Annotated in this window: 23 protein-coding genes; 11 read left to right on the top strand and 12 right to left on the bottom strand. The window is 65.6% G+C overall.

What is annotated here, in order from left to right:
• Positions 1 to 3: 3 nt before the first annotated feature.
• From uvrB to IVB26_RS33065, 4 genes are all read right to left on the bottom strand, one after another.
• Positions 4 to 2,973, bottom strand: a complete 2,970-nt coding sequence (gene uvrB, locus IVB26_RS33080; RefSeq protein ID WP_247969179.1) for an excinuclease ABC subunit UvrB — start codon at positions 2,971 to 2,973, stop codon at positions 4 to 6.
• 93 nt (positions 2,974 to 3,066) lie between these two features.
• Entirely contained in the window at positions 3,067 to 3,297 is a 231-nt protein-coding gene (locus IVB26_RS33075; protein WP_247969178.1) for a hypothetical protein, read from the bottom strand.
• Between the two features lie 42 nt (positions 3,298 to 3,339).
• Positions 3,340 to 3,564 (bottom strand): hypothetical protein, encoded by a 225-nt coding sequence (locus IVB26_RS33070; RefSeq protein WP_247969177.1) that lies wholly within the window; start codon positions 3,562 to 3,564, stop codon positions 3,340 to 3,342.
• Positions 3,565 to 3,675: 111 nt separating this feature from the next.
• The gene (locus tag IVB26_RS33065; RefSeq protein WP_247973332.1) at positions 3,676 to 4,593 is read right to left on the bottom strand and encodes a LysR substrate-binding domain-containing protein; all 918 of its coding nucleotides are present in this window, start codon (positions 4,591 to 4,593) and stop codon (positions 3,676 to 3,678) included.
• A gap of 163 nt (positions 4,594 to 4,756) precedes the next feature.
• Between IVB26_RS33065 and IVB26_RS33060 the strand changes: the two genes are divergently transcribed.
• Both IVB26_RS33060 and IVB26_RS33055 read left to right on the top strand, forming a co-directional pair.
• Positions 4,757 to 5,536 carry a sulfite exporter TauE/SafE family protein gene (locus tag IVB26_RS33060; protein WP_247969176.1) on the top strand — a complete coding sequence of 260 codons (780 nt, stop codon included), beginning with the start codon at positions 4,757 to 4,759 and terminating at the stop codon, positions 5,534 to 5,536.
• The gene (locus IVB26_RS33055) at positions 5,533 to 5,763 is read left to right on the top strand and encodes a hypothetical protein (RefSeq protein WP_247969175.1); all 231 of its coding nucleotides are present in this window, start codon (positions 5,533 to 5,535) and stop codon (positions 5,761 to 5,763) included. The genes IVB26_RS33060 and IVB26_RS33055 overlap by 4 nt, the downstream gene beginning before the upstream one ends.
• Before the next feature lie 26 nt (positions 5,764 to 5,789).
• Here IVB26_RS33055 and IVB26_RS33050 read toward each other — a convergent pair whose 3' ends face one another.
• On the bottom strand, positions 5,790 to 6,614 hold the full coding sequence (locus IVB26_RS33050; protein WP_247969174.1) for an outer membrane protein: 825 nt from the start codon (positions 6,612 to 6,614) through the stop codon (positions 5,790 to 5,792).
• Positions 6,615 to 6,844: 230 nt separating this feature from the next.
• On the opposite strand from IVB26_RS33050, the gene IVB26_RS33045 reads away from it, so the two are divergent.
• Entirely contained in the window at positions 6,845 to 7,543 is a 699-nt protein-coding gene (locus IVB26_RS33045; protein WP_247969173.1) for a glutathione S-transferase family protein, read from the top strand.
• A 125-nt stretch (positions 7,544 to 7,668) separates the two neighbouring features.
• Here IVB26_RS33045 and IVB26_RS33040 read toward each other — a convergent pair whose 3' ends face one another.
• Positions 7,669 to 7,866: a cysteine-rich CWC family protein gene (locus IVB26_RS33040; protein WP_247969172.1), complete on the bottom strand. Its 198-nt coding sequence runs from the start codon at positions 7,864 to 7,866 to the stop codon at positions 7,669 to 7,671.
• A 114-nt stretch (positions 7,867 to 7,980) separates the two neighbouring features.
• Here IVB26_RS33040 and IVB26_RS33035 point away from each other — a divergent pair, with 114 nt between their 5' ends.
• From IVB26_RS33035 to IVB26_RS33025, 3 genes are all read left to right on the top strand, one after another.
• Positions 7,981 to 9,531, top strand: coding sequence for a DUF1800 domain-containing protein (locus IVB26_RS33035; protein WP_247969171.1), 1,551 nt, complete (start codon positions 7,981 to 7,983; stop codon positions 9,529 to 9,531).
• Positions 9,528 to 10,751 (top strand): DUF1501 domain-containing protein, encoded by a 1,224-nt coding sequence (locus tag IVB26_RS33030; RefSeq protein WP_247969170.1) that lies wholly within the window; start codon positions 9,528 to 9,530, stop codon positions 10,749 to 10,751. The genes IVB26_RS33035 and IVB26_RS33030 overlap by 4 nt, the downstream gene beginning before the upstream one ends.
• 80 nt (positions 10,752 to 10,831) lie before the next feature.
• On the top strand, positions 10,832 to 11,155 hold the full coding sequence (locus tag IVB26_RS33025; protein ID WP_212080358.1) for an antibiotic biosynthesis monooxygenase family protein: 324 nt from the start codon (positions 10,832 to 10,834) through the stop codon (positions 11,153 to 11,155).
• 16 nt (positions 11,156 to 11,171) lie between these two features.
• Here the strand turns inward: IVB26_RS33025 and IVB26_RS33020 are convergent, their stop codons facing one another.
• The 6 genes from IVB26_RS33020 to IVB26_RS32995 form a co-directional block, all read right to left on the bottom strand.
• A complete protein-coding gene (locus IVB26_RS33020; protein WP_247969169.1) occupies positions 11,172 to 12,113 on the bottom strand; it encodes an aldo/keto reductase in 942 nt (313 codons plus the stop codon).
• A gap of 254 nt (positions 12,114 to 12,367) precedes the next feature.
• Positions 12,368 to 12,823, bottom strand: a complete 456-nt coding sequence (locus tag IVB26_RS33015) for a GNAT family N-acetyltransferase (RefSeq protein WP_246931521.1) — start codon at positions 12,821 to 12,823, stop codon at positions 12,368 to 12,370.
• Between the two features lie 84 nt (positions 12,824 to 12,907).
• Positions 12,908 to 13,717 carry a PAS-domain containing protein gene (locus tag IVB26_RS33010; protein ID WP_247969168.1) on the bottom strand — a complete coding sequence of 270 codons (810 nt, stop codon included), beginning with the start codon at positions 13,715 to 13,717 and terminating at the stop codon, positions 12,908 to 12,910.
• Positions 13,718 to 13,845: 128 nt separating this feature from the next.
• Positions 13,846 to 14,004 carry a hypothetical protein gene (locus tag IVB26_RS33005; protein WP_247969167.1) on the bottom strand — a complete coding sequence of 53 codons (159 nt, stop codon included), beginning with the start codon at positions 14,002 to 14,004 and terminating at the stop codon, positions 13,846 to 13,848.
• Between the two features lie 73 nt (positions 14,005 to 14,077).
• A complete protein-coding gene (locus IVB26_RS33000) occupies positions 14,078 to 14,254 on the bottom strand; it encodes a hypothetical protein (protein ID WP_247969166.1) in 177 nt (58 codons plus the stop codon).
• Positions 14,255 to 14,410: 156 nt separating this feature from the next.
• On the bottom strand, positions 14,411 to 15,061 hold the full coding sequence (locus IVB26_RS32995; protein ID WP_247969165.1) for a glutathione S-transferase family protein: 651 nt from the start codon (positions 15,059 to 15,061) through the stop codon (positions 14,411 to 14,413).
• 650 nt (positions 15,062 to 15,711) lie between these two features.
• Here IVB26_RS32995 and IVB26_RS32990 point away from each other — a divergent pair.
• From IVB26_RS32990 to IVB26_RS32970, 5 genes are all read left to right on the top strand, one after another.
• Complete coding sequence (locus IVB26_RS32990) at positions 15,712 to 16,914, top strand: pyridoxal phosphate-dependent aminotransferase (protein ID WP_212080379.1); 1,203 nt, start codon at positions 15,712 to 15,714, stop codon at positions 16,912 to 16,914.
• 318 nt (positions 16,915 to 17,232) lie between these two features.
• Positions 17,233 to 17,715, top strand: coding sequence for a DUF992 domain-containing protein (locus IVB26_RS32985; protein ID WP_247969164.1), 483 nt, complete (start codon positions 17,233 to 17,235; stop codon positions 17,713 to 17,715).
• Between the two features lie 190 nt (positions 17,716 to 17,905).
• Positions 17,906 to 19,954 (top strand): elongation factor G, encoded by a 2,049-nt coding sequence (locus IVB26_RS32980; protein ID WP_247969163.1) that lies wholly within the window; start codon positions 17,906 to 17,908, stop codon positions 19,952 to 19,954.
• 317 nt (positions 19,955 to 20,271) lie between these two features.
• Entirely contained in the window at positions 20,272 to 20,544 is a 273-nt protein-coding gene (locus IVB26_RS32975; RefSeq protein WP_026201995.1) for a helix-turn-helix domain-containing protein, read from the top strand.
• Positions 20,545 to 20,656: 112 nt separating this feature from the next.
• Complete coding sequence (locus tag IVB26_RS32970; RefSeq protein ID WP_247969162.1) at positions 20,657 to 22,399, top strand: SulP family inorganic anion transporter; 1,743 nt, start codon at positions 20,657 to 20,659, stop codon at positions 22,397 to 22,399.
• The last annotated feature ends 59 nt before the right edge of the window (positions 22,400 to 22,458 follow it).

Genomic DNA, 22,458 nt, shown 5'->3' with positions numbered 1-22,458 from the left:
GCCCTATCTCTTCTTCCACCCGCCCCTTCGCCCCGGCTGCCCACCCGTCGACTTCGGCGCCGGCCCGAACTCCGGGCCCGACTGCCGTGAATCCGTCGGCTGGATGATCCGGCTGGTGGTGCCGAATGGCTTTGCCGGCAGCGTCTGCTTCTCGCGATAGGGCAGCGATTCCGGACCGTGCATCTCGTCGAGATGCGGCTTGTGCACCTTCGAGCCGCCACCGCCGCCGCTCGCTTTCAGCGCGGAGCCCACGGTTTTCTTCTTCATCGCGCTGACCGGCAAATTCGCGGCATCGCCGTACTTCTTGGTGCCGGCATAGGCGCCGGCCTTGCCAGCGACGGCGCGCTGCTTCGCCGTGGGGTCGTCGACCACGGCGAGCTCGGTGGCGCGCAGGCGCTTGACCTCGTCGCGCAGGCGCGCGGCTTCCTCGAAGTTCAAATCGGCGGCGGCCTCGCGCATCCGTGTTTCGAGATCACCGAGCACGGCTTCGAAATTGTGGCCGATCGAGATGACGTCGTCGGTCATGTCGTGGCCGCCGACCTCCACCAGCACGTGGTCGCGCTCGTAGACGGAGTTGAGGATGTCGCCGATCTGCTTCTTCACGCTCTCCGGCGTGATGCCGTTGGCATTGTTGTACTCGACCTGTTTTTCGCGGCGGCGGTTGGTCTCGGCGATGGCGCGCTCCATCGAGCCCGTCATCTGGTCGGCGTAGAGGATCACCTTGCCGTCGACGTTGCGCGCGGCGCGGCCGATGGTCTGGATCAGCGAGGTCTCGCTGCGCAGAAAACCTTCCTTGTCGGCGTCGAGGATCGCGACCAGCGCGCATTCGGGAATGTCGAGGCCCTCGCGCAGGAGGTTGATGCCGACCAGCGCGTCGAAGGCACCGAGGCGCAAATCGCGGATGATCTCGATGCGCTCGATGGTGTCGATGTCGCTGTGCATGTAGCGGACGCGGATGCCCTGCTCGTGCAGATATTCGGTCAGGTCCTCCGCCATGCGTTTTGTGAGAACCGTGATCAGCGAGCGATAGCCGGCCTGGGCTGTGGCGCGGACTTCGCCGACGAGATCGTCGACCTGGGTGCGAGCCGGGCGGATATCGACGGGCGGATCGATCAAGCCGGTGGGGCGAATGACCTGCTCGACGAACACGCCGCCGCTCTCGTTCAGCTCCCAGCCGCTCGGCGTCGCCGACACCGCGACGGTCTGCGGCCGCATCATGTCCCACTCCTCGAAGCGCAATGGGCGGTTGTCCATGCACGACGGCAGGCGGAAGCCGTACTCGGCCAGCGTCGCCTTGCGGCGGAAGTCGCCGCGGAACATGGCACCGATCTGCGGGATGGTGACGTGGCTTTCGTCGGCGAAGATCAGCGCGTTGTCGGGGACGTATTCGAACAGCGTCGGCGGCGGCTCGCCGGGGCGGCGTCCCGTGAGGTAGCGCGAATAATTCTCGATGCCGGCGCAGCTTCCCGTCGCCTCCATCATCTCGAGGTCGAAAGTCGTGCGTTGCTCCAGCCGCTGCGCCTCCAGCAGGCGGCCTTGATTGTGCAGCTGGTCGAGCCGCTGCTTCAGCTCTGACTTGATCGACTTGATCGCCTGCACCAGCGTCGGGCGCGGCGTCACATAGTGCGAATTGGCGTACATCTTGATGAATTCGAGCTCGTCCTGCTTGTGGCCGGTGAGTGGATCGAACTCCTCGATCGTCTCGATGCTGTCGCCGAACAGATTCACGCGCCAGGCGCGATCCTCATAGTGCGCCGGAAAAATGTCGATGACGTCGCCGCGCACGCGGAACGTGCCGCGGGTGAAATCGGCCTGGGTGCGCTTGTACTGCAAGGCGACGAGGTCGGCGATCAGCTGGCGCTGGTCGATGCGCTCGCCCTTCTTCAGCGCGAACGTCATCGCGGTATAGGTCTCGACCGAGCCGATACCGTAGATGCAGGACACCGAGGCGACGATGATGACGTCGTCGCGTTCGAGCAGCGCGCGCGTCGCCGAATGGCGCATGCGGTCGATCTGCTCGTTGATGGACGAGTCCTTCTCGATATAGGTGTCGGTGCGCGGGACGTAGGCTTCCGGCTGGTAGTAGTCGTAATAGGAGACGAAATACTCGACCGCGTTATCAGGGAAGAAGTTCTTGAACTCGCCATAGAGCTGGGCGGCGAGCGTCTTGTTCGGCGCCAGGATCAAGGCGGGACGCTGCGTCTTCTCGATCACCTGCGCCATCGTGTAGGTCTTGCCCGAGCCGGTCACGCCCAGCAGTACCTGCGAACGGTCGTTGCGATTGATGCCCTCGACCAGCTCGGCAATCGCGGTCGGCTGATCGCCGCGCGGCTCGTAGGACGACTTGATCTCGAAGCGCACGCCGCCTTCGGACTTTTCCGGGCGCGGCGGCCGGTGCGGCGTCCACACTTTCGTCGAGCCGTCGTCCTTGCGGAACTCCGGACGGCCCTCGCGAATCAGCGACTCCAGCGCATCGGCGGTCGCCTTGACGCCGAGCGCCTCCATCTTGCTGCGCGGCGGACGCGCCAGCGCCTCGGCATCGTCCTCCTCGGTGGGCAATCCGAGCTGCCGCGCCAGTTCCGGATCGAGCGTCGGGATGGTGGCGGCGGTTCCGTAATTGGCCTGCGGTGCCTCGTCGAAGCCCTCGGCCGATACGCGGGCGCCCGGCGGCTGCGGGTTGGTGCGCAGCGGCATGGGCCGCGTATTATCCTGCGGAAAGTCCTTCGGCGTCGAGGCCCGCGCCCGATGCGCCGCGGCCTCGCCGCCGGATCGCCGGTCGCGCGAATTGTCCGGCGGCGGCTGCAGGCCGGTGCCGGATCCCAGCCCGGCATCGCCGCGATTGATCGCGGGATTGAGCAGCTCGGCCAGCGCCGGCCCGATCGGCTGCACATCGGGGCGATGCGCCTTCGAGTTCGGAGCCTTGGTCTTCGGAGATTTGCCGGATTTTTCGGAGGATGCAGGTTTCTTCGCCATGAGGCGAATATGGGACGAGTCCGCCCCGCAATAAAGGGCGAATGCCCGTCGTTATGCAGCCTGCTGACAGCAGGTTGGCAGCAGCCTCGAGGCCTACGCCGCCGGCAGCGGCCCCTCGTCATCCTCCGCCGTGACATTCGGCTTCAGGATGTCGAGGTGGATGCCGCCGCAATCGGTGCAGCGCATGGTCCAGTACTCGCATCCGGCGCGCCCGCCGATCACGCGGAGCACCGAGAGATCGCCGTCGCATTCCGGGCAGTTGGAGAGCACGGCGCGGCTGTAGATCCTCGGCCCCGAGGTGTCTTCGATTTCGATGACTGACATGACCGGTTGCCCCTTGGCCTGGTTCGCTTGCGTCCTGCTCTCCTATTCGTCGTCGCTGTCGGCCCGCCGTCGGAAGCGGTCGATGTGGTGCTTGGCGTCGGCGATCGCGGCGTTCTGATCGGGCCAGGCGAAACCGACTTCCATGGCCGGAAACAGGACGCCATCGATGGCGAGGGGGCTGAGATCGGCGCGGCGGATGCGGGCGTGCCAGAGGCCTTTGCCAGCCTCGAAGGATTCGATGTCAAAGCCGTCGTAGAGGGTCGCCATGGTAGTCCCCAAAGTGTTCCGTACGTGTCTTGTTGGAGGGTCAGGGGACCACGATTGCGTAATTTGGGATGTGAAGCCGTTCACAAGCGGCCGGCTTTTTTGCTTCGGGCGTCAGTTCCGAGCGGCGATACGGCCGATCCGCTTCACAGGCCGGGCCGCGGGTTCCGCCGCCGCGCGCATGATCCAGCGGCGGAACGCGGCAAAGTCGCGCTGCTCGGTCTGGAAGCTGCGATAGAGCAGGTACCAGCGCATGCCCTTGGGTACCGAGAGGTCAAATGGCGCGACCAGCCGGCCGGCGGCGAGGTCGTCGTCGATATAGGGGCGGATGCCCATGGCGATGCCGAGCCCGTCGGCCGCGGCCTGCAGCGCCTGGCCGTAGAACTGGAACTCCGGCCCGCGCGCGTTGATCCGCGCGAGGCCCGCGGTCTTCAGCCAGATCGGCCAGTCCTCGGGTGAGTGCGCGACGCGGATCAGGCTCGGTCCCTTCAAGTCGGCCGGGCGCTTCAGGCCACTCGCGAGGCGGGGCACACAGACAGGAGTGAGGTCACCGGCGAACAGCGGCTCGGCGACGAGCCCGGGCCAGTCACCGGTGCCGAGCTTGATGCCGCAGCTCCAATCTTCGCCGAACGGCACCGACGCGCCGCCGGTGGTGAATCGCACCTCGATGTCGGGCTCCTCGTTGCGGAACTCCGACAGGCGCGGGATCAGCCAGCGCATCGCAAAGGTGTGGCCGACGCCGATGGTGAGCACGCGCACGCTGGCCGGCGCCGTCACCTGCGCGGTGAGGCTGGCCAGCGCATCGAAGATCGGCGTCAGCCCGCTTTGATAAGCGCGGCCGGCCTGCGTCAGCACCAGGCGATTGGCCTTGCGCTCGAACAGCGCAACGCCGAGCCGCTCTTCCAGCAGATGAACCATGCGGCTGACGGCGGCCGCCGACACGCTCAGCTCGAGCCCGGCCGCAGCAAAGCTGCCGGTCCGCGCCGCCGCCTCGAATGCCTTGATGCCGTTGAGAAACAGCAGCCGACGCAAATTCAAGACCCTTATGCAAGACCCTCAGGAAAGCTGATGCCAGGCCAAGATAACTCAGTTTGCGCGAATTGGGCAAGCGAGGCACGTTTTCCTTCGCCTCTCCCGCAAGCGGGGCGAGGGAGACGAACAGTTTGCAGTCCCTAACTTTTGCGGAGATCCCTTCGTGACGCCCATCATGATTGCTGCCCTCGGATTGCTGATGGTCGCCACCGCGTTCCTGTCGGGCCTGTTCGGCATGGCGGGCGGGCTGATCCTGATCGGCGTGCTGCTGGCCCTGATGCCGCTGCCGACCGCGATGGTGTTGCATGCGATCACGCAGATGGCCTCCAACGGCTGGCGCGCGTTTCTGTGGCGGGCACATATCCGCTGGCGGCCGGTCGCGAACTATCTGGTCGGCGCCGCCGTCGCGCTCGCGGCCTGGTCACTCACCCGCTACGTGCCGGACAAGCCGATGGCGTTGCTGCTGCTCGGCATCACCCCGTTCATGGCGCGGCTGTTGCCGGCGAACATCAAGCCGGATCCTAATAGGCTCTGGCAGGGCACAGTCTACGGTACGATCTGCATGGGCCTGATGCTGATGACCGGCGTTTCCGGTCCGCTGCTCGACACCTTCTTCCTCGGCGGCGATTTCGGCCGGCGCGAGAAGGTCGCGACCAAGGCGATGTGCCAGCTCGTCAGCCATTTCACCAAGCTGATCTATTTCGGCGGCATCATCGACCAGGCGGCGAGCCTCGATCCCGTGCTTGCTGCCGTTGCGATCGCGGCCTCGATGCTCGGCACCACGCTGGCGCGGCGCATCCTGGAAGCCATGACCGACCAGCAATTCATCGCGTGGTCGAATAAGCTGATCACCACCATCGCCTGCTACTACATCGCCTATGGCGGCTGGCTGATGCTTCGTGCGCCGGTGCTGGCCGCGTTCGACAAAGGAGGTTTGCAATGAGCGAGACAGCCGATCCGCTGGTGCTGGACTTCGTCGAATGGGTCGCGCGCGAGCCGCGCGCCTATGCCGAGGTGATCGCGACCTGGAAGACCTCGTGCCCGCGCCTCACCATCTGGGAAGACGCCGCCGAGCGCGGTTATGTCACGCGCGAGAATCTGCCCGGTGTCGGGCTGATCATTGCGGTGACGGATGGCGGCGAGAGGCTGTTGCGGACGAACGGGCGCTGACGTACGTTCACCCCGCCCTGGACAGATCAGAACTTGTAGGCGAGGCCGAGGCGCCCGATATCGCTGCGCAGCTTGGTTGAGACGTTGAATGTCGCGGTGGCCGCGTTGCCTGTCGTGACCGGGGCTGAGGTCGAGACCGAGCCGAGATCCACGTGCAGATATTCGCCGCTCACGATCCAGTGCGGTGTGATCGCGTAGTCGATGCCGGCACCGGCAGTCCAGCCGACGCGCGTCTGGCTCACGGCGGCCGCCTCGAACTCGAAGCCGGCGCCGAGCGGAGAGAAGCCCACATAATTGTTCGAATATTTGACGTCGCCGATGGCGACACCGCCGGTGGCGTAGAACAGCGCCTTGTCGACCGCGTAGCCGACGCGGGGGCGAATGGTCGCGAGCCAGTTGGACGAAACGCTGGTCGAGAACGCCGCGGTCCCGCCGGGGAAGGTCAGGAACGGACTTCCGAAAGTTGCGGCGGTCCTGTCGAAATGGAACCACGAAATGTCGCCTTCGATGCCGGCGACGAAGCTGCCCCATTGCTGATTGTAGCCGGCCTTGGCGCCGACGATTGCGTTGGTCGCCGACAGGCCGGGCGAACCGATGGCGGTCAGTCCGGGAATGTCGGCGGGAAAGTACAGCGGAACGGCTCCATTGACGGCGCTGAGCCCCGTATCAGCCTTGGTCCAACCGGCGCCGGCGGTGCCGCCGACATAAAAGCCCGTCCAGCTGAACGGTGCGATCGCGGACGGGGCCTTGTAGATCGGAGCCCGCATGTCCGCAGCCGATGCTGCGGTGACCGACGCCATTCCGCCGATGGCAGCCAGAACCGCAAGCAGGGAGAAGCCAAATCGTGCCATGGGAAAGCTCCGGACAATAAATCTCCTGTTTTCATAGCAAGTCTCTCGCTCATTGCGTGTACCTTGAATGCCACATCGCCCCCCAAGGCAGGTGTCTGCAGCGACGTCGAGGCTGTCGTGATGATGCTTGTGGCGACATCGTTATTGCGAGCGCCAGCGAAGCAATCCAGAATGTCTCCGCGGCGTTAGATTGGATTGCTTCGCTGCGCTCGCAATGACGGAACAGCTTCATGCCGCTCAAACTCTTCGAACTCGTCGGCACCGACTCCGCGCGCCCCTTCAGCCCGTATTGCTGGCGCACGCGGATGGCGCTTGCTCATAAGGGACTGTCGGCTCAATCGCTGCCCTGGCGCTTCACGGAGAAGAGCGCGCTTGTGCCGCACGGCTCCGAGAAGGTGCCGGTGCTGCTGCATGACGACAAGCCGGTGGTCGATTCCTGGACGATCGCGAATTATCTCGAGGACAATTTCTCGGACCGTCCGTCGCTGTTCGGCGGTGAGGGCGGCCGCGCCATGGCGCGCATGCTCAACGCCTTCGGCGACATCGCCATCGTCGGCGGCATCTTTCCGCTGATCGTTGCCGACATCCCGAAAAATCTGGACGAGATCGACGCTGCCTATTTCCGCAAGTCGCGCGAGGCGCGCTTCGGCGGCAAGAGCCTGGAAGAGGTCATGGACAGCCGCGATACCGGCGTGGTGGCCTTCCGCAAATCGCTCGAGGTGATGCGCCAGACCCTGAAAAAGCAGCCCTATCTCGGCGGTGAGGCGCCGAACTACGCCGACTACATCGTGTTCGGCGGTTTCCAGTGGGCGCGCGTGGTGAGCCCGTTCAAGCTGCTGGAAGCGGACGATCAGGTTTATGCTTGGCGCGAAAAACTGCTCGACGCGTTCGACGGCGTGGCGCGGAAGTCGCCGGGATACGCAGTCTAGGCTTCGTAGGGTGGGCAAAGGCGCAAAGCGCCGTGCCCACCATCTTTCGCTGTATGCAAGGATATTGGCGGGCACGCTTCCGCCTTCGCGCTGCGAGCTACGGCGGACAAGTCGGTCTGCCCACCCTACGATACTGCCTCCTCCGCCGCCTTGCGCAAACACGCGCGGCACAGGCAATCCTCGCCCTTGACCGGCATCGGCAGCTTTGCGGTTTCCTCCGCGCACCAGCAGGTGCCCGAGAGGTCGCAAGCAAACTCGGTGCCGCAGCGCGAGCAGGCGAGGCGGCGTGGTTCCTGCGATGAGGAGTCTTTCGGATTTGTCATGATTTACGTCGAAGCTTCGCCGTGATTTTCATGTCGGGTTCATCGGTCATTGCGGTATATTAAGCCTCGCGCGCGGACTCGGAAAGCGGCTCCCGCCACGCGAAGGACAAATCGATGGCCCGCGATTCGCAAGCCGCGCTCGTCGCGCTCAACCGTTTTGGCTTCGGCGCCCGCGGCGGAGCCTCGGGCGATCTCGTCAACGCAAGCTCCGATCCGCGCGGCTTCGTGAAGGCGGAGCTCGCGCGCGCAAGCGGCGTGCTGCTGGAGGCGCCCGGTCTGCAATCGACGCAGCAACTCGGGCAGGCCGTGTTCGCCTATCAGGATCAGGTCAAACAGGCCCGCGAAGCCGCGAAGGCCGCCGCGCCCGCCGAGACGTTGGTGCCGGCCGAACAGAAGCCCGCCCTCCGCCGCAATCTCTCGCTGAACGCGGCAGCAACCGAGATCGCCGGCCAGATGACGGAGGCTAAGCCGGCGGACGATGCGGTAAGGCCAGAGGCGATGCAGCCCAATGCGGCCGCGCCGCCGGCCGCAAAGCCGGCCCCGCAGCCGCTCAACGTCATCCAGAAGACCTTTCGCGCCGAGGCGCTGGCGCGGTTGCAGCGCGCGACCCTTGTCGCGTGCGGCTTCACCGAACGTCTCGTCGTGTTCTGGTCCAACCACTTCTGCATTTCCGCGAGCAAGGGCGAGCTGGCGCGGATATGGGCCGGCGCGTTCGAGCGCGAGGCCATCAGGCCTCACGTGCTCGGGCGCTTCGCCGACATGCTCCGGGCCGTCGAGCAGCATCCGGCGATGCTGTTCTTCCTCGACAATCAGCAATCGCTCGGTCCGGATTCGCGCGCCGGCCAGAATCGCAAGCGCGGGCTCAATGAGAATCTTGCGCGCGAGATCATGGAGCTGCACACGCTCGGCGTCGGCGGAGGCTACACGCAGGACGACGTCACCTCACTCGCGCGCATCATCACCGGCTGGACCTTCGCGGGCCGGCAGGCGCAGCTCGGGCCCCCCGGCTCCTTCGTGTTCAACATCAATGCGCACCAGCCCGGTCCGCAATTGCTGCTCGGCAGGACCTATGAGCCGACGGGGCTCGCGCAGGGCGAGGCCGCGCTCGCCGACATCGCGCGGCATCCGTCGACCGCGAACTTCATCGCCACGAAATTCGTCCGCCACTTCGTCGCCGACGATCTGCCGCCGGCGCTGGTTGCGCGCCTGCGTGATGTCTTCGTCAAGACCGACGGCGACCTCAAGGCGCTTGCCATGGCGCTGGTCGATTCGGATGAAGCGTGGCAAGCGCCGCTGACCAAGATGCGCAGTCCTTACGATTTCCTCGTCGCGAGCGGACAGCTGCTCGCGCGCGTGCCGGAGGACCCGAGCCGCTATCTCAACGGCCTCAATTTGCTTGGGCAACCGCTGTGGTCGCCGGCCGGGCCCAACGGCTTTCCCGACACCAATGCAGCCTGGGCCGCGCCTGAAGGCATGAAGCTCAGGCTCGACATCGCGGCCCAGATTGGCTCGCGGCTCGGCAGCAATATCGATCCGCTCGACCTCCTGGAATTCGCGGCGGCGGATGCGGCCTCCATCGAGACGCGGCGAGCCGTCGAGCGCGCGGAGTCGCGCCAGCAGGCGCTGGCGCTGCTGCTGATGTCGCCGGAAATGCAGCGGAGATGACGATGATCGATTGCGTCGAGAACCGGCTTCTCACCTCGCGGCGCGGCCTGCTGCTCGGCGGCGCCTCGTTCGCGGCCTGGGCTCACCTGCCGAAATTCGCGCGCGCCGCCGACGGGCGCGATCCCCGGCTGATCGTGGTGATCCTGCGCGGCGCGCTCGACGGGCTTTCGACCGTCGCGCCGCTCGGCGACCCCGACTATGCCGGCCTGCACGGCTCGATCGCGCTCGCCGCGGACGGCGCCCATCCCGCGATCATGCTCGATTCCTTTTTCGCGCTGCATCCGGCGATGCCGGAATTTTCTCGCATGTACCGCGACAGGCGTGCCGCGGTGATCCACGCGGTGGCGACGCCCTATCGCGACCGCTCGCATTTCGACGGCCAAGACGTGCTCGAAAGCGGCTATGCCGGGCCGGGCCGCGTGCAATCCGGCTGGCTCAACCGTGCGCTGGAAGCGCTGCCGCGCGGCGAGCGCGTATCGAGCGGTCTTGCGATCGGGCCCACCACGCCGCTGGTGCTGCGCGGCAATGCGCCGACGGTCGGCTGGGCGCCGGTCGCGCTGCCCCAGGCTGACGACGACACCGCGATGCGCCTCGTCGATCTCTACCGTCACCGCGATCCCGCGTTGGCCATGGCGCTGTCGCAAGGCCTCCAGCTCGACAAGGCCGCGAGCGGCGACGACATGAAGCGCAAGCCCGGCAATGCGGTGACGCAGATGCGGCAGGTGGCGCGTGGCGCGGCCAAGCTGATGGCGGCGGACGATGGCCCGCGCATCGCCGCACTCGCTTTCGACGGTTGGGACACGCATGCCAATGAAGGCGGCCCGGTCGGTCGTCTTGCCTTCCTGCTCGGCGGGCTCGACGGCGCACTCGCCGAATTCGAAAGCGGCTTGGGCGATCGCTGGCGCGACACCGTCGTCGTCGTCGCCACCGAATTCGGCCGCACCGCGCGCATCAACGGAACCGACGGCACCGATCACGGCACCGGCACGATCGCGCTGCTCGCCGGCGGCGCCGTGAAGGGCGGCCGCGTCATCTCCGATTGGCCGGGTCTCAAGCTCGCCAACCTCCATGAAGGCCGCGACCTCAAGCCCACCACGGATCTGCGTTCGGTGATCAAGGGCGTGCTGCAGGACCAGTTCGGCCTGTCCGAACGCGTGCTGGCGGAAACGGTGTTTCCGGACAGCGCCAGTGCGAAGCCCATGAAAGGGCTACTTGCCTAAGCGCCGTCATTCCGGGGCGCGCCTCTTGGCGCGAGCTCGGAATGACGAAATAATTGGCTGAGCATCAGGAGACCACACCCATGTACATCGCCATGAACCGCTTCCGCGTCGCCAAGGGCTCCGAGGCCGCCTTCGAGCAGGTCTGGCTCAGCCGCGATACGCATCTGGACAAGGTGCCGGGCTTCGTCGAATTCCATCTGCTGCGGGGCCCCGAGCTCGAGGACCACACGCTGTACGCCTCGCACACGGTGTGGGCGAACCATGCGGCGTTCGAGGCCTGGACCAAGTCGGAAGCATTTCGTGCCGCGCATCACCGGGCCGGCGACAACAAGCCGCTCTATCTCGGTCATCCCCAGTTCGAAGGCTTCGAGGTGATGCAGACCGTCGGACGCGGCGCGAAGTAGCGCCACGCCTCGCACGTCAGACCTGAGTGATCTTGTCGATCTCCGCCATCTCCTCCGCGCTGAGCTTCCAGGCAATCGCTTTGACGTTCTCCTCGATCTGCTCGACGCGCGTGGCGCCGGCGATCACGCTCGACACCTGCGGTCGCGCGGCGAGCCAGGAGAAGGCGAGCTCGAGCATGCTGTGGCCACGGGCCTTGGCAAAGGCGTGGAGCTTCTCGACGATGTCCTCGTTGCGCGGCGTGACGTAGCGGTCGCGCAGCCGCGGCACCTTGCCGAAGCGGGTATCGTCAGGCGCGGCCTCGCCCTTCCGGTACTTGCCGGTCAGAAGTCCGCTGGCGAGCGGGAAGAACGGCAACAGGCCGAGGCTGTATTCCGTTGCTGCCGGCAGCAGGTCCTTCTCGATATCGCGCATGATGAGTGAATATTCGTCCTGGCAGGAGACGAAGCGGCTGACATTCATCGCGCGTGCGACATGCTCGGCTTCAGCGACGCGCCAGGCCGGAAAGTTCGAATTGCCGATGTAGCGAACCTTGCCTTGGCGGACGAGATCGTCGAGCGCGCGCAGGCTCTCCTCGATCGGCGTTAGCGGGTCATAGTCGTGCTGCTGATAGAGATCGATGTAGTCGGTCTTCAGCCGCTTCAGGCTGGCCTCGACGGCGTCCATGATGTAGCGGCGCGAGGCGCCCTGCTTGGTGCCGTCCTCCGCCATCGGCTTGGAATATTTGGTCGCCAGCACGATGTCCTTGCGACGGTCGCCAAGGACAGCTCCGAGCACGTTTTCCGAGCCACCCATGTTCGAATAGATGTCGGCGGTGTCGAACAGCGTGATGCCGAGATCGAGCGCGCGATGGATCACCTTGCGCGAGGTCTCCAGATCCGTGCGCTGGCCGAAATTGTTGCAGCCGAGCCCGACCGCAGACACCCGAAGGCCGGAGGCGCCGAGATTGCGAATTTCCATGGGAGATCCTGTCAGAGATGAGCAGCCACTCATTGTGACCACCGTGCGCCGCGCCAGCAAGGCGCTCGCCGCGCTGCTGCCATGCTGACAAGGCGGACAAAAAAATGCGGCCCCTATCAGACGCGGCGACTGACGGGGACCGCTTTGGGGCGCTTGATCGGTGACGGGGGGCCAGATCAGACGCAGGTGCAACCTAGCCGCGCTATGTTACGCGCGGGTGACAGCGGGAGTTATCCACAGGGTGCGCGCGGGCATCAGAACAGCTTGCGATAGACGATGAAACCGGACCGCTCCGCGACCTTGTCGTACAGGCTCTGCGCCGTGAGATTGGTCTCGTGCGTCTGCCAATAGACGCGCGGCGATCCCGCGAGCTTTGCGCGTTCGTAGACGCCATGGATCAGCGCCGAGCCGACGCCCTTGCCGCGGGCGCTCTCGGACGTGAACAGGTCCTGCAAGTAGCACGACGGCTCGATCGCGGTGGTGCTGCGATGAAACAGATAGTTCGTCATGCCGAGCAGCTTGCCGTCGCTCTCGGCGACCAGCCCGTGCACCGGCTCATAGGCGTCGAAGAAGCGCTGCCACGTCACCTTCGTGATCTCGGGAGCGAGCGCGGTCGGGCCGGAGCGGCCGTAGAAGGCGTTGTAGCCGTCCCACAGCGGCAGCCATTGATCGTAATCCTGCCTGGTGACGGAGCGAATGGTGAGCGACATGTGGATTTCCGCGATCTCGGGGGCACGACAAAGAGATGTCCTTCATACGTGATGATCGCATTGCCGATCAATCGCGTCGTTGCATCACTCCGCGACCCGCAGGTAGCGGATCAGCTTGCGGCCCGCGGGATCGCGCAGCGAGCGGTAATAGTCGGCGCGTGACGGCGTGTCGGTGTGGCGCACGAGGTCGGTCACCGGTGTGTAGCTCAGCATCCGGCCGCCGTCGGGCAGGGCGGCGCAAACGAAGCGCAGCACCTCGCCGTTGCGCAAGGCGATGTTGATCGGCGTGGCATCGCCGATCCGCACCATCTCCATGCGCTGCGCGATGAAAATGCCGAGCTCGTCCTCGGGCAGTTCGAACGCGCCGGTGTCGCGGCTGTGATACATCAGCGCGATGAAGGGCGGCTTGCCGTCGGCGATCTCGTCCGGCACCGCAAAGTAATCGCGGAACGCGCGGTTGATGAACTCGGCCCGCGTCTCGGCATCGAGCAGGACGATGCCGATATCGACCTGGTCGAGCGCGGCCGACAGCCGCGCGGCGGTGGCGTGACTTCGGCGCTCGGCCGCGAACGTGCCGAGCAGCCGCTCGCGCATCAGGCCGGTGATGCCGGCGGTGCCGGCAGCCGTGAAGGCCAGCAGGCCGAGCCGGACCAGATCGGCGGCAGAGGGGGGAATGCCGTGGCGGCTCAGGAAGAACAGCGCCGCACCGATCACCGCGACGGCTGCGCTGGTAATGGCGGAGGCGAGACCCGACAGCGCGCCGGCAAGGGCCACGATGCCGATGAGCAACGGTGCGGGCGAGGGAGTGGGGATAAAGCGATCGAGGAGCGTCGCCAGCAGCAGGGTTGCTGCCGTCAACACCGGACCGGAGATCGCACGCCATCCGAACCGCATGGACCAGTCTCGCTCCTCCCGACCGAGGTAAGACCGCAACTTTGACCGATCGTTGCGTGACTGCGATGCGTTTTTGCGTGGTGTGCCTAAGGCGCGCTTGCTTGCAAGCGTAAGGCTTTCGGATGATTTTAAACGAGGTGCGCGTGCTTGACGCGCTGTTGCTGCGCAGGCGCGTTCAGCGTCGACGTCCCCGGGCCCTTGCGGGTGCCGACGACAATCAGCAGTGACGCCGCGACCAGGATCGCCGCGGTCAGTGTGATTGCAACGACTACCACAGGTGATTTCATCGACGTCCTGTTGCGATGCCGGTGGGCGCGGGGCATGCGTCGCCTTGACGGCTGGACCAGGATGAAACGGGTGTCAGACCGGCAGGCCCATCGCCATGGTCGCCTTGGTCGACAGCACCGTCAGGGTGACGATCAGGCAGAGCGAGAGCGCGGCGACGGCGAGCGAGGCCGCGACCGCATTGGCCAGTCGGGAAGACGCGACGGTCTCGGGATGGCCGTGAAAGCCTGCCGTGCCGGACGCCCGTATCATGGTCTAAATCCCTCAACGCGCGAGCGAATCACCCGCGACTTTCCACAATTTCCCAGTTTCAACCGGCAATATTGCGGCGGCCCTCGCGACGAAAATGGCCAGATTGCGGCAAATATTACCTTTATACCCGCTATTCCCTAGAGCAGAGCGGCGCCGTCAGGCACTGGCGGCGATGCTGGCGGGATCGTCGATGTCGGCCGGCCGCCAGTCCATCGACACGAAGCCGGGCGCGGCTTCCACCCGCTTCAGCCAGTCCCGGATCGCAGGGAAGGCCTGGAGGTCGAAGTCGCAGCGGTCGGCCAGGTGGGTGTAGCCGTACAGCGCGATGTCGGCGACCGTGAGCTGGCGCGCGGCGAAATAGGCGTTGGTCTTGAGGTGGTTCTCCATCACCTGGAGCGCGCCATAGCCGCGCTCCATCCAATCTTCCAGCGAATGGGTCTGGAGGTCGCGGCCGCCCTTGACCAGCGATAGCCAGAAATAGGCGGCGCCGATGTTCGGTTCGAGCGCGTGCTGCTCGAAGAACATCCATTGCAGCGCCTCGGCACGGTCGATGCGGTTCTCGGGCGCAAGCGGGGTGCCGACGGCGACGTACCAGAGGATGGCGTTGGACTCCGCGAGATAGCGGTCGTGGCCGACCTCGAGCAGCGGCACCTGTCCCGACGGGTTCTTGGTCAGGAAGTCCGGCGTGCGGCTCTCGCCGCGCAGAATGTCCACCTCGATCGCTTCGTAAGGCAGGTTGAGCAGCGCCAGCGCAAGGCGGACCTTGTAGCTGTTGCCCGAGCGTTGCATCGAATAGAGCTTGTACATTCTGGGAAGTTCGAATCCTGGGACGGGAATACGCGGCGCTCGTGACCCCGCGACGCGGCTAAACAATGATGCCGATGCGAATCCGCCGCAAGGGCCGGCCAATAGAAAAACTCGAAAACCCTACCGCAGTGCAGTGCCGCGGAAGATCATTTTCGCGCGACGCTGCAAATCAGATCACGCTTGCGTCAACGCGTCGTAGCTTTGCTCTGCGGGATCCTGCAGCGGGTAGGGCATCGTATCGACTATCGAGGACAGTCCAAGCCTCAGCATCCTTGTGGCCGGGCTTGTCCCGGCCATCCACGTGTTGCCACACGGCACGAAGAACGTGGATGCCCGGGCCTTCGCCTCGCCGAAGCGGCTTCGGCCGCGCAGGCGGGCCAAGCCCAGGCATGACGACGAGCGGTTTTCGTCGCAGCACCAAACACGCAAAATTGCTCCGAGGACACGCCTTGCCGGATATGAGCAAATCCGGAGGCAAAGTTGCGGAAAATTGCGGGAAATCGCGCCTCGAAACGCGTCCCCATCCGTAAGTTTTTCCCGGATCGGGCCGAAGTTTCTTGCGATGCAGCGGCTCACGTTTTAGGGTAGCTGCATTCCCACAATCGGAGTCGTGAGACGAAAGGCTTCACGACGCTTGTCAGGAGATGACGATGTCCTTCCTTGCCGCTGCGCTCGACCGTGTGAAGCCGTCCGCGACCATCGCGGTCACGGATAAAGCACGTGCGCTGAAAGCGGCGGGCCGCAACGTCATCGGCCTTGGCGCCGGCGAGCCCGACTTCGACACGCCCGCCAACATCAAGTTGGCCGCGATCCACGCCATTGAGGCCGGCAAGACCAAGTACACCGCAGTCGACGGCATTCCCGAGCTGAAGGACGCGATCATCGCCAAGTTTCAGCGCGAGAACGGTGTCACCTATAAGCCGAACCAGATCATCGTCGGCACCGGCGGCAAGCAGGTGCTCTACAACGCGCTGATGGCCACCATCAATCCGGGCGACGAGGTGATCATTCCCGCGCCGTACTGGGTCAGCTACCCTGAAATGGTGGCGCTTGCCGGCGGCGAGCCGGTGCCGGTGGTCTGCACCGCCGCGACCGGTTTCAAGCTCCAGGCCGAAGCCCTCGAGCGCGCGATCACGCCGAAGACCAAATGGGTGATCCTGTGCTCGCCGTCGAACCCGACGGGAGCTGCCTACACGCGTTCGGAACTGAAGGCGCTCACCGACGTGCTGGTGAAGCATCCCCACGTCTGGGTGATGACCGATGACATGTACGAGCACCTCGTCTATGACGACTTCCAGTTCACCACGGTCGCGCAGGTCGAGCCGAAGCTCTACGACCGCACGCTCACCGTGAACGGCGTGTCGAAGGCCTATTGCATGACCGGCTGGCGCATCGGCTATGCCGGCGGCCCCGCGCAGCTGATCAAGGCGATGTCGACCATTCAGTCGCAGTCGACCTCGAACCCGTCCTCAATCGCGCAATGGGCCGCGGTGGAAGCACTGAACGGTCCGCAGGATTTCATCCCCGCCAACAACAAGGTGTTCAAGGAGCGGCGCGACCTCGTCGTCTCCATGCTCAACCAGGCCAAGGGGATCGAATGCCCGCGTCCCGAGGGCGCCTTCTACGTCTATCCGTCCTGCGCCGGCACGATCGGCAAGACCGCGCCGTCGGGCAAGGTGATCGGCAATGACGAGGACTTCGTCACCGAGCTGCTTGAGACTGAAGGCGTCGCGGTGGTGCAGGGTTCGGCCTTCGGCCTTGGCCCGGCGTTCCGCATCTCCTACGCGACCAAGACCTCGGATCTCGAAGACGCCTGCAAGCGCATCCAGCGCTTCTGCGGCAATCTGCGGTAAGGGCTGTCGCGACGAGCGGTGTCCTCTTCCCGCTCTTGTGGGATGGGAGTTCTCTCCGCGAGTTTGGATCGTAGGGTGGGCAAAGGCGCACTTGCGCCGTGCCCACCATCTCTCTCGATCGCAAAAGAACGCGTGGGCACGCTTCGCTTTGCCCACCCTACGACATCTGCGAAAAGGGCCCGCCTCCGGCGGGCCCTTTTCGTTGTTTGCACGCTAATCCCCATGCACAATCTGGCACCGTCACGGCTCTTGTGGCATAGACGCGCATCGCGGGTGGGGCGCTCTTTGCTCGCATCACATCATTGCCGGAGATATTTCATGCGCCGTTCGTTCATCCTCGCAGGGCTCGCCGCCGCCAGTCTCGTTGTCTCCGTCGCTGCTGCCGGCGCGCAGCAGCAGCGGATGGCGCGGGTCGGTGTGCTCGAATGCCGTGGCGGCGCCAGCGTCGGCTTCATCGTGGGATCGGTGACCCATCTCGGCTGCGTGCTGCGCGCCGACGGCTTGCCCGATGATCGCTACGTCGCGACGATCCGCAAGGTCGGTCTCGATATCGGCATCACCCAGGAGACGGCTTTGGCGTGGGGCGTGTTCGCACCGGTCGATCGGCTCGGCCCCGGCGATCTCTCCGGCAACTACGCGGGCGCGCAGGGCAGCGCTTCGATCGGCGTCGGCCTTGGCGGCAACGTGCTGGTCGGTGGCTCCAACAATTCGATCGCGCTCCAGCCGCTCAGCGTGCAGGGCCAGGTTGGCCTCAACATCGCCGCCGGCCTCGAGAGCCTGGAACTCCGTCCGGGCCGTTGAGCGCCCGACGACGGCGGTGTGGGTTCACCTCTTCCCGCTGGGGAGAGGTGGAACATTGGGCTGTTAAGACTTGATCTAACGGAAGACGCACCGCAGCGACGTTTGATGCTTGCCAAATCTCGGGGACGGGCAGAGCATCTGCGTTTGCCGACCCAATCATGGGCCGAGCTCCACACCAAGGAGGCGGCGAATGGGACAAGACGTCAGAAGTCCCCGAGGTCCCCGGTGCATCGCGCTGGTGGGCCCTTTCCAAAGCGGTAAAACCACACTTCTCGAAGCAATACTGGCGCGAACGGGCGCAATCCCGCGCGCTGGCAGCGTCGACGCCGGAACTTCCGTCGGCGACGCTACCCCAGAGGCCCGTCATCACAAGATGACTGTCGGGCTCACTGCCGCCACCACGAGTTTCATGGGCGACAGCTACACCTTCCTCGATTGTCCCGGTTCCGTTGAGTTTGCCCACGACATGCGCGCCGCGCTGCCCGCGGTCGATGCCGCCATCGTGGTCTGCGAGGCCGACGAGAAGAAGCTGCCGCAGCTTCAGATCATCCTGCGCGAGCTGGAGGAGCTGAAGATCCCGCGTTTCCTGTTCCTCAACAAGATCGACCGTGCGAGCCAGCGCATCCGCGAGTCGCTCGCCATGCTGCAGCCCGCTTCCCGCGTGCCGCTTGTGCTGCGCCAGATCCCGATCTGGAAGGACGAACTGATCGAGGGCTTCGTCGATCTCGCGCTGGAACGCGCCTTCGTCTATCGCGAGCACAAGGCCTCCGAGGTGGTCGCGCTCGAAGGCGGCAATCTCGATCGCGAGAAGGAAGCCCGCTTCTCGATGCTGGAGAAGCTCGCCGATCACGACGATGCGCTGATGGAGCAACTGCTCGAGGACATCCAGCCGCCGCGCGATGCCGTGTTCGACGATCTCGCCCGCGAGTTGCGCGAGGGTCTGATCTGTCCTGTCCTGTTAGGAGCTGCTGCGCGCGAGAATGGCGTGCTGCGTCTGATGAAGGCGCTGCGTCACGAGGCGCCGGGCATTTCGGAGACGGCAAAACGTCTCGGCGTTCCCGAGACCAGGGACGCGCTCGGTTTCGTCTTCAAGACGCTGCATTCGCAGCACGGCGGCAAGCTGTCGCTGACGCGGCTGCTCGCCGGTCGTCTCGAGGACGGTGCGACCTTGCAATCCTCGTCCGGCGGAGCGGGCCGCGTCTCCGGCATTCTTGCCGTCAACGGCGCCTACGACACCAAGCGCGCGGCGGCGGAAGCCGGCGACACGGTGGCGCTCGCCAAAGTCGATCCGATCAAGACCGGTGACACGGTCTCGAACGGCAAGACCCCGCCGGCGGCGCTCGCCGCCGCTGAACCGACGCCGCCGGTGCTCGCGATCTCGGTTGCGGCCACCGACCGCAAGGACGACGTCAAGCTCGGCCAGGCGCTGACACGGCTGCACGAGGAAGATCCCTCGCTCGTCATCGTGATGAACGCCCAGACCCACGACACCGTGCTGTGGGGACAGGGCGAGATGCATCTGCGCGTCGCCAGCGAGCGGCTGCGCGACCGCTTCGGCGTCAAGATCACCTCGCATCCGCCTGCGATCGGCTACCAGGAGACCATCCGCAAGCCGATCGTCCAGCGCGGCCGCCACAAGAAGCAGTCCGGCGGCCACGGCCAGTTCGGCGACGTCGTGCTCGATATCCGGCCGCTGGCGCGCGGCGAGGGGTTCAAGTTCGCCGAGAAGGTCGTCGGCGGCGCCGTGCCGCGCAACTACATCGGCGCGGTGGAAGAAGGCGTCGTCGACGGATTGACGCGCGGTCCGCTCGGTTTCCCCGTCACCGATGTGCAGGTGACGCTGACCGACGGCTCCTATCACAGCGTCGATTCCTCCGACCTCGCCTTCCGCACGGCGGCGCGGGTCGGGCTCAACGAAGGTCTGCCGCAGTGCCAGTCGGTGCTGCTGGAGCCGATCCACGTGGTCGAGATCGTCTGCCCGACCGACGCCACCGCCAAGATCAACGCGATCCTGTCGGCGCGGCGCGGCCAGATCCTCGGCTTCGACACCCGCGACGGCTGGAGCGGCTGGGACTGCGTGCGCGCCATGATGCCGGAAGCCGAGATCGGCGAGCTGATCGTGGAGCTGCGCTCGGCCACCGCCGGCGCCGGTAGCTTCACGCGCCAGTTCGACCACATGGCCGAAGTCACCGGCCGCGCCGCCGACCAGATCATCGCCGCACATCAACACGCGGCGTGATCGGTTTCGCGCAGTAAGGGGCACCGCTCTCTCACTCCCTCTCCCCGTTCTTCACGGGGAGAGGGAGAGTGGGGAGCTGTGTCCGCGCATGCCGCGTTTCATGTAGGCCTCGCCCTCTCCACGCGTCATTGCGAACGAAGCGAAGCAATCCAGAGACTGTCTCTGCGGAGGTAGCCTGGATTGCTTCGTCGCAAGGGCTCCTCGCAATGACGGCGGAGACAGACGGTCAGCCACTTGCGTCCAGCCCCGAATGATGTATTTTACATCATTGTATATGTCTGAGATATCATTTATAAGTGCTGGTAAGTGAGGCCAAGGTGATCACGTCGTTCCAGATGCGGGCAGCCCGCGCGCTGCTCGGCATTGACCAGAAAACCCTGGCCGAGCTCGCCGGCGTTTCGCTGCCGACCATCCAGCGGATGGAAGCCAGCACCGGCAATGTGCGTGGCGTGGTCGAGACCCTGATCAAGGTGGTCGAGGCGTTCGACCGGGCCGGCGTCGAGCTGATCGGCGAGCAGGTCCGCAGCGACAGCGGCGGGCGTGGCGTTCGCCTGAAGGAGCCGGGGCCGCCGCGCCGCGTCGGAGCATGATCGAACGGTGATCGTGCTCGGGATCAAGATGGGCTAGCGCATCGTCGCACCTCGGCAACACGGGACGCACGATGCTTCGGAGCATCGAGGGGCAGCGGAGCACTTGGCCGAGATGAGCATCACAAGCGATCACGCCAGCCGGCTGCATCAGCTGCGTCAGCCGACCTTCGCCGAACTGTATCTGCCAAAGCTCCTCACCGTCTGGCGTGAAGGCTACGGCCTATCGGATTTCCGCGCCGACGTCTTCGCCGGCCTGACGGTTGCGATCGTGGCGCTGCCGCTGTCGATGGCGATCGCGATCGCCTCGGGCGTGACGCCGGACCGCGGCCTCTACACCGCCGTCGTCGGCGGCTTCATCGCCTCGCTGCTCGGCGGCAGCCGGTTCCAGATCGGTGGACCTGCCGGCGCGTTCATCGTATTGGTCGCGGCGACCGCGGAGCGTCACGGTGTCGACGGCGTCATTCTCGCCACCATGATGGCGGGTCTGTTTCTGATCGCCGCGGGCCTGCTGCGGGTCGGCACCTACATCAAGTTCATTCCCTATCCGGTCACGGTCGGCTTCACCGCCGGCATCGCCGTGATCATCTTCGCCAGCCAGCTCCGCGATCTCTCAGGCATCACGCTCGCGGGGAAAGAACCCAGCGAGTTCGTTCCAAAGCTCGTTGCGCTTGCCGGCGGCCTCAACACCGTCAATCCGTCCGCCGTCGCGGTCGCCATCGTCAGCATCGCCATCATCGCGACCTTGCGCCGGTGGCGGCCGTCCTGGCCCGGCATCCTGATCGCCGTCGTGTTTGCTGCGGTCGCCAGCAGCGTGCTGGCGCTCCCGGTCGAGACCATCGGCTCGCGCTTCGGCGGCATTCCGCGCGAATTGCCCTCGCCAGCCTTGCCGGCGTTCTCGATTGCGAAGGCGACCGCCGTGCTGCCGGATGCGATCGCATTCGCACTGCTGGCCGCCATCGAATCGCTGCTGTCGGCGGTGGTCGCCGACGGCATGACCGGGCGTCGCCATCGCTCCAATTGCGAGCTGGTGGCGCAAGGCGCCGCCAATATCGGCTCCGCGCTGTTCGGCGGCATCTGCGTCACCGGACTGATCGCGCGCACCGCGACCAACATCCGCGCCGGTGCGCGCGGGCCGCTCGCGGGCATGCTGCATTCGGTCTTCCTGCTGCTGTTCATGCTGATCGCTGCGCCGCTCGCAAGCTACATCCCGCTCGCCGCGCTCGCCTCGGTGTTGGTCGTGGTGGCCTGGACCATGGCGGAGAAGCACGAATTCGCGACGTTGCTGCGCTCGTCATGGGGCGATGCAATCGTGCTGCTCGCGACCTTCCTGCTGACGATCTTCCGCGATCTGACCGAAGGCATCCTGGTCGGCTTCGCGCTCGGCGCGGTGCTGTTCATCCATCGCATGGCGGAGATGACGGGCATCGAGGAACGCTCGCCATTGGTCGCCGGTGACCGTCCCGACGACGGCAATGGCGATCGCGTTCCCTACGATCCTGCGCTTGCGGTTGATCGCGACGTGCTGGTCTATCGCATCACCGGCGCGTTCTTCTTCGGCGCGGCCTCCGCGATCGGGGGCGTGCTCGACGGGGTCGCCGACAAGCGCAAGGCCTTCGTGGTCGATTTCGCCGCGGTGCCGTTCCTGGATTCGACGGCGGCCAATGTGCTTGGCCGGGTCGCCGCCAAGGCGCACCGCCAGGGCATCCGGCTGTTCATCACGGGGGCATCGCCCGCGGTCCGCCGCGCGCTGCTCACCCATGGCGTGACGCCGCCGCGTGCGCGCTATCGCCAGAGCCTCGAGCGCGCGATTGCCGACATCAAAGGCGGCGCGGTCGAGGAGGCGGCCGCGAGCTGACAGCGAGCCATTCTCTCGCCGCCACCGCGGCGCCTGCGCTTGACAGAGCGGGCGCGACG

This window comes from Bradyrhizobium sp. 195 (assembly GCF_023101665.1).
GTDB lineage: Bacteria > Pseudomonadota > Alphaproteobacteria > Rhizobiales > Xanthobacteraceae > Bradyrhizobium.
The sequence above is the reverse complement of the archived record's forward strand: the minus strand, read 5'-3'. Positions and strand labels throughout refer to the sequence as shown.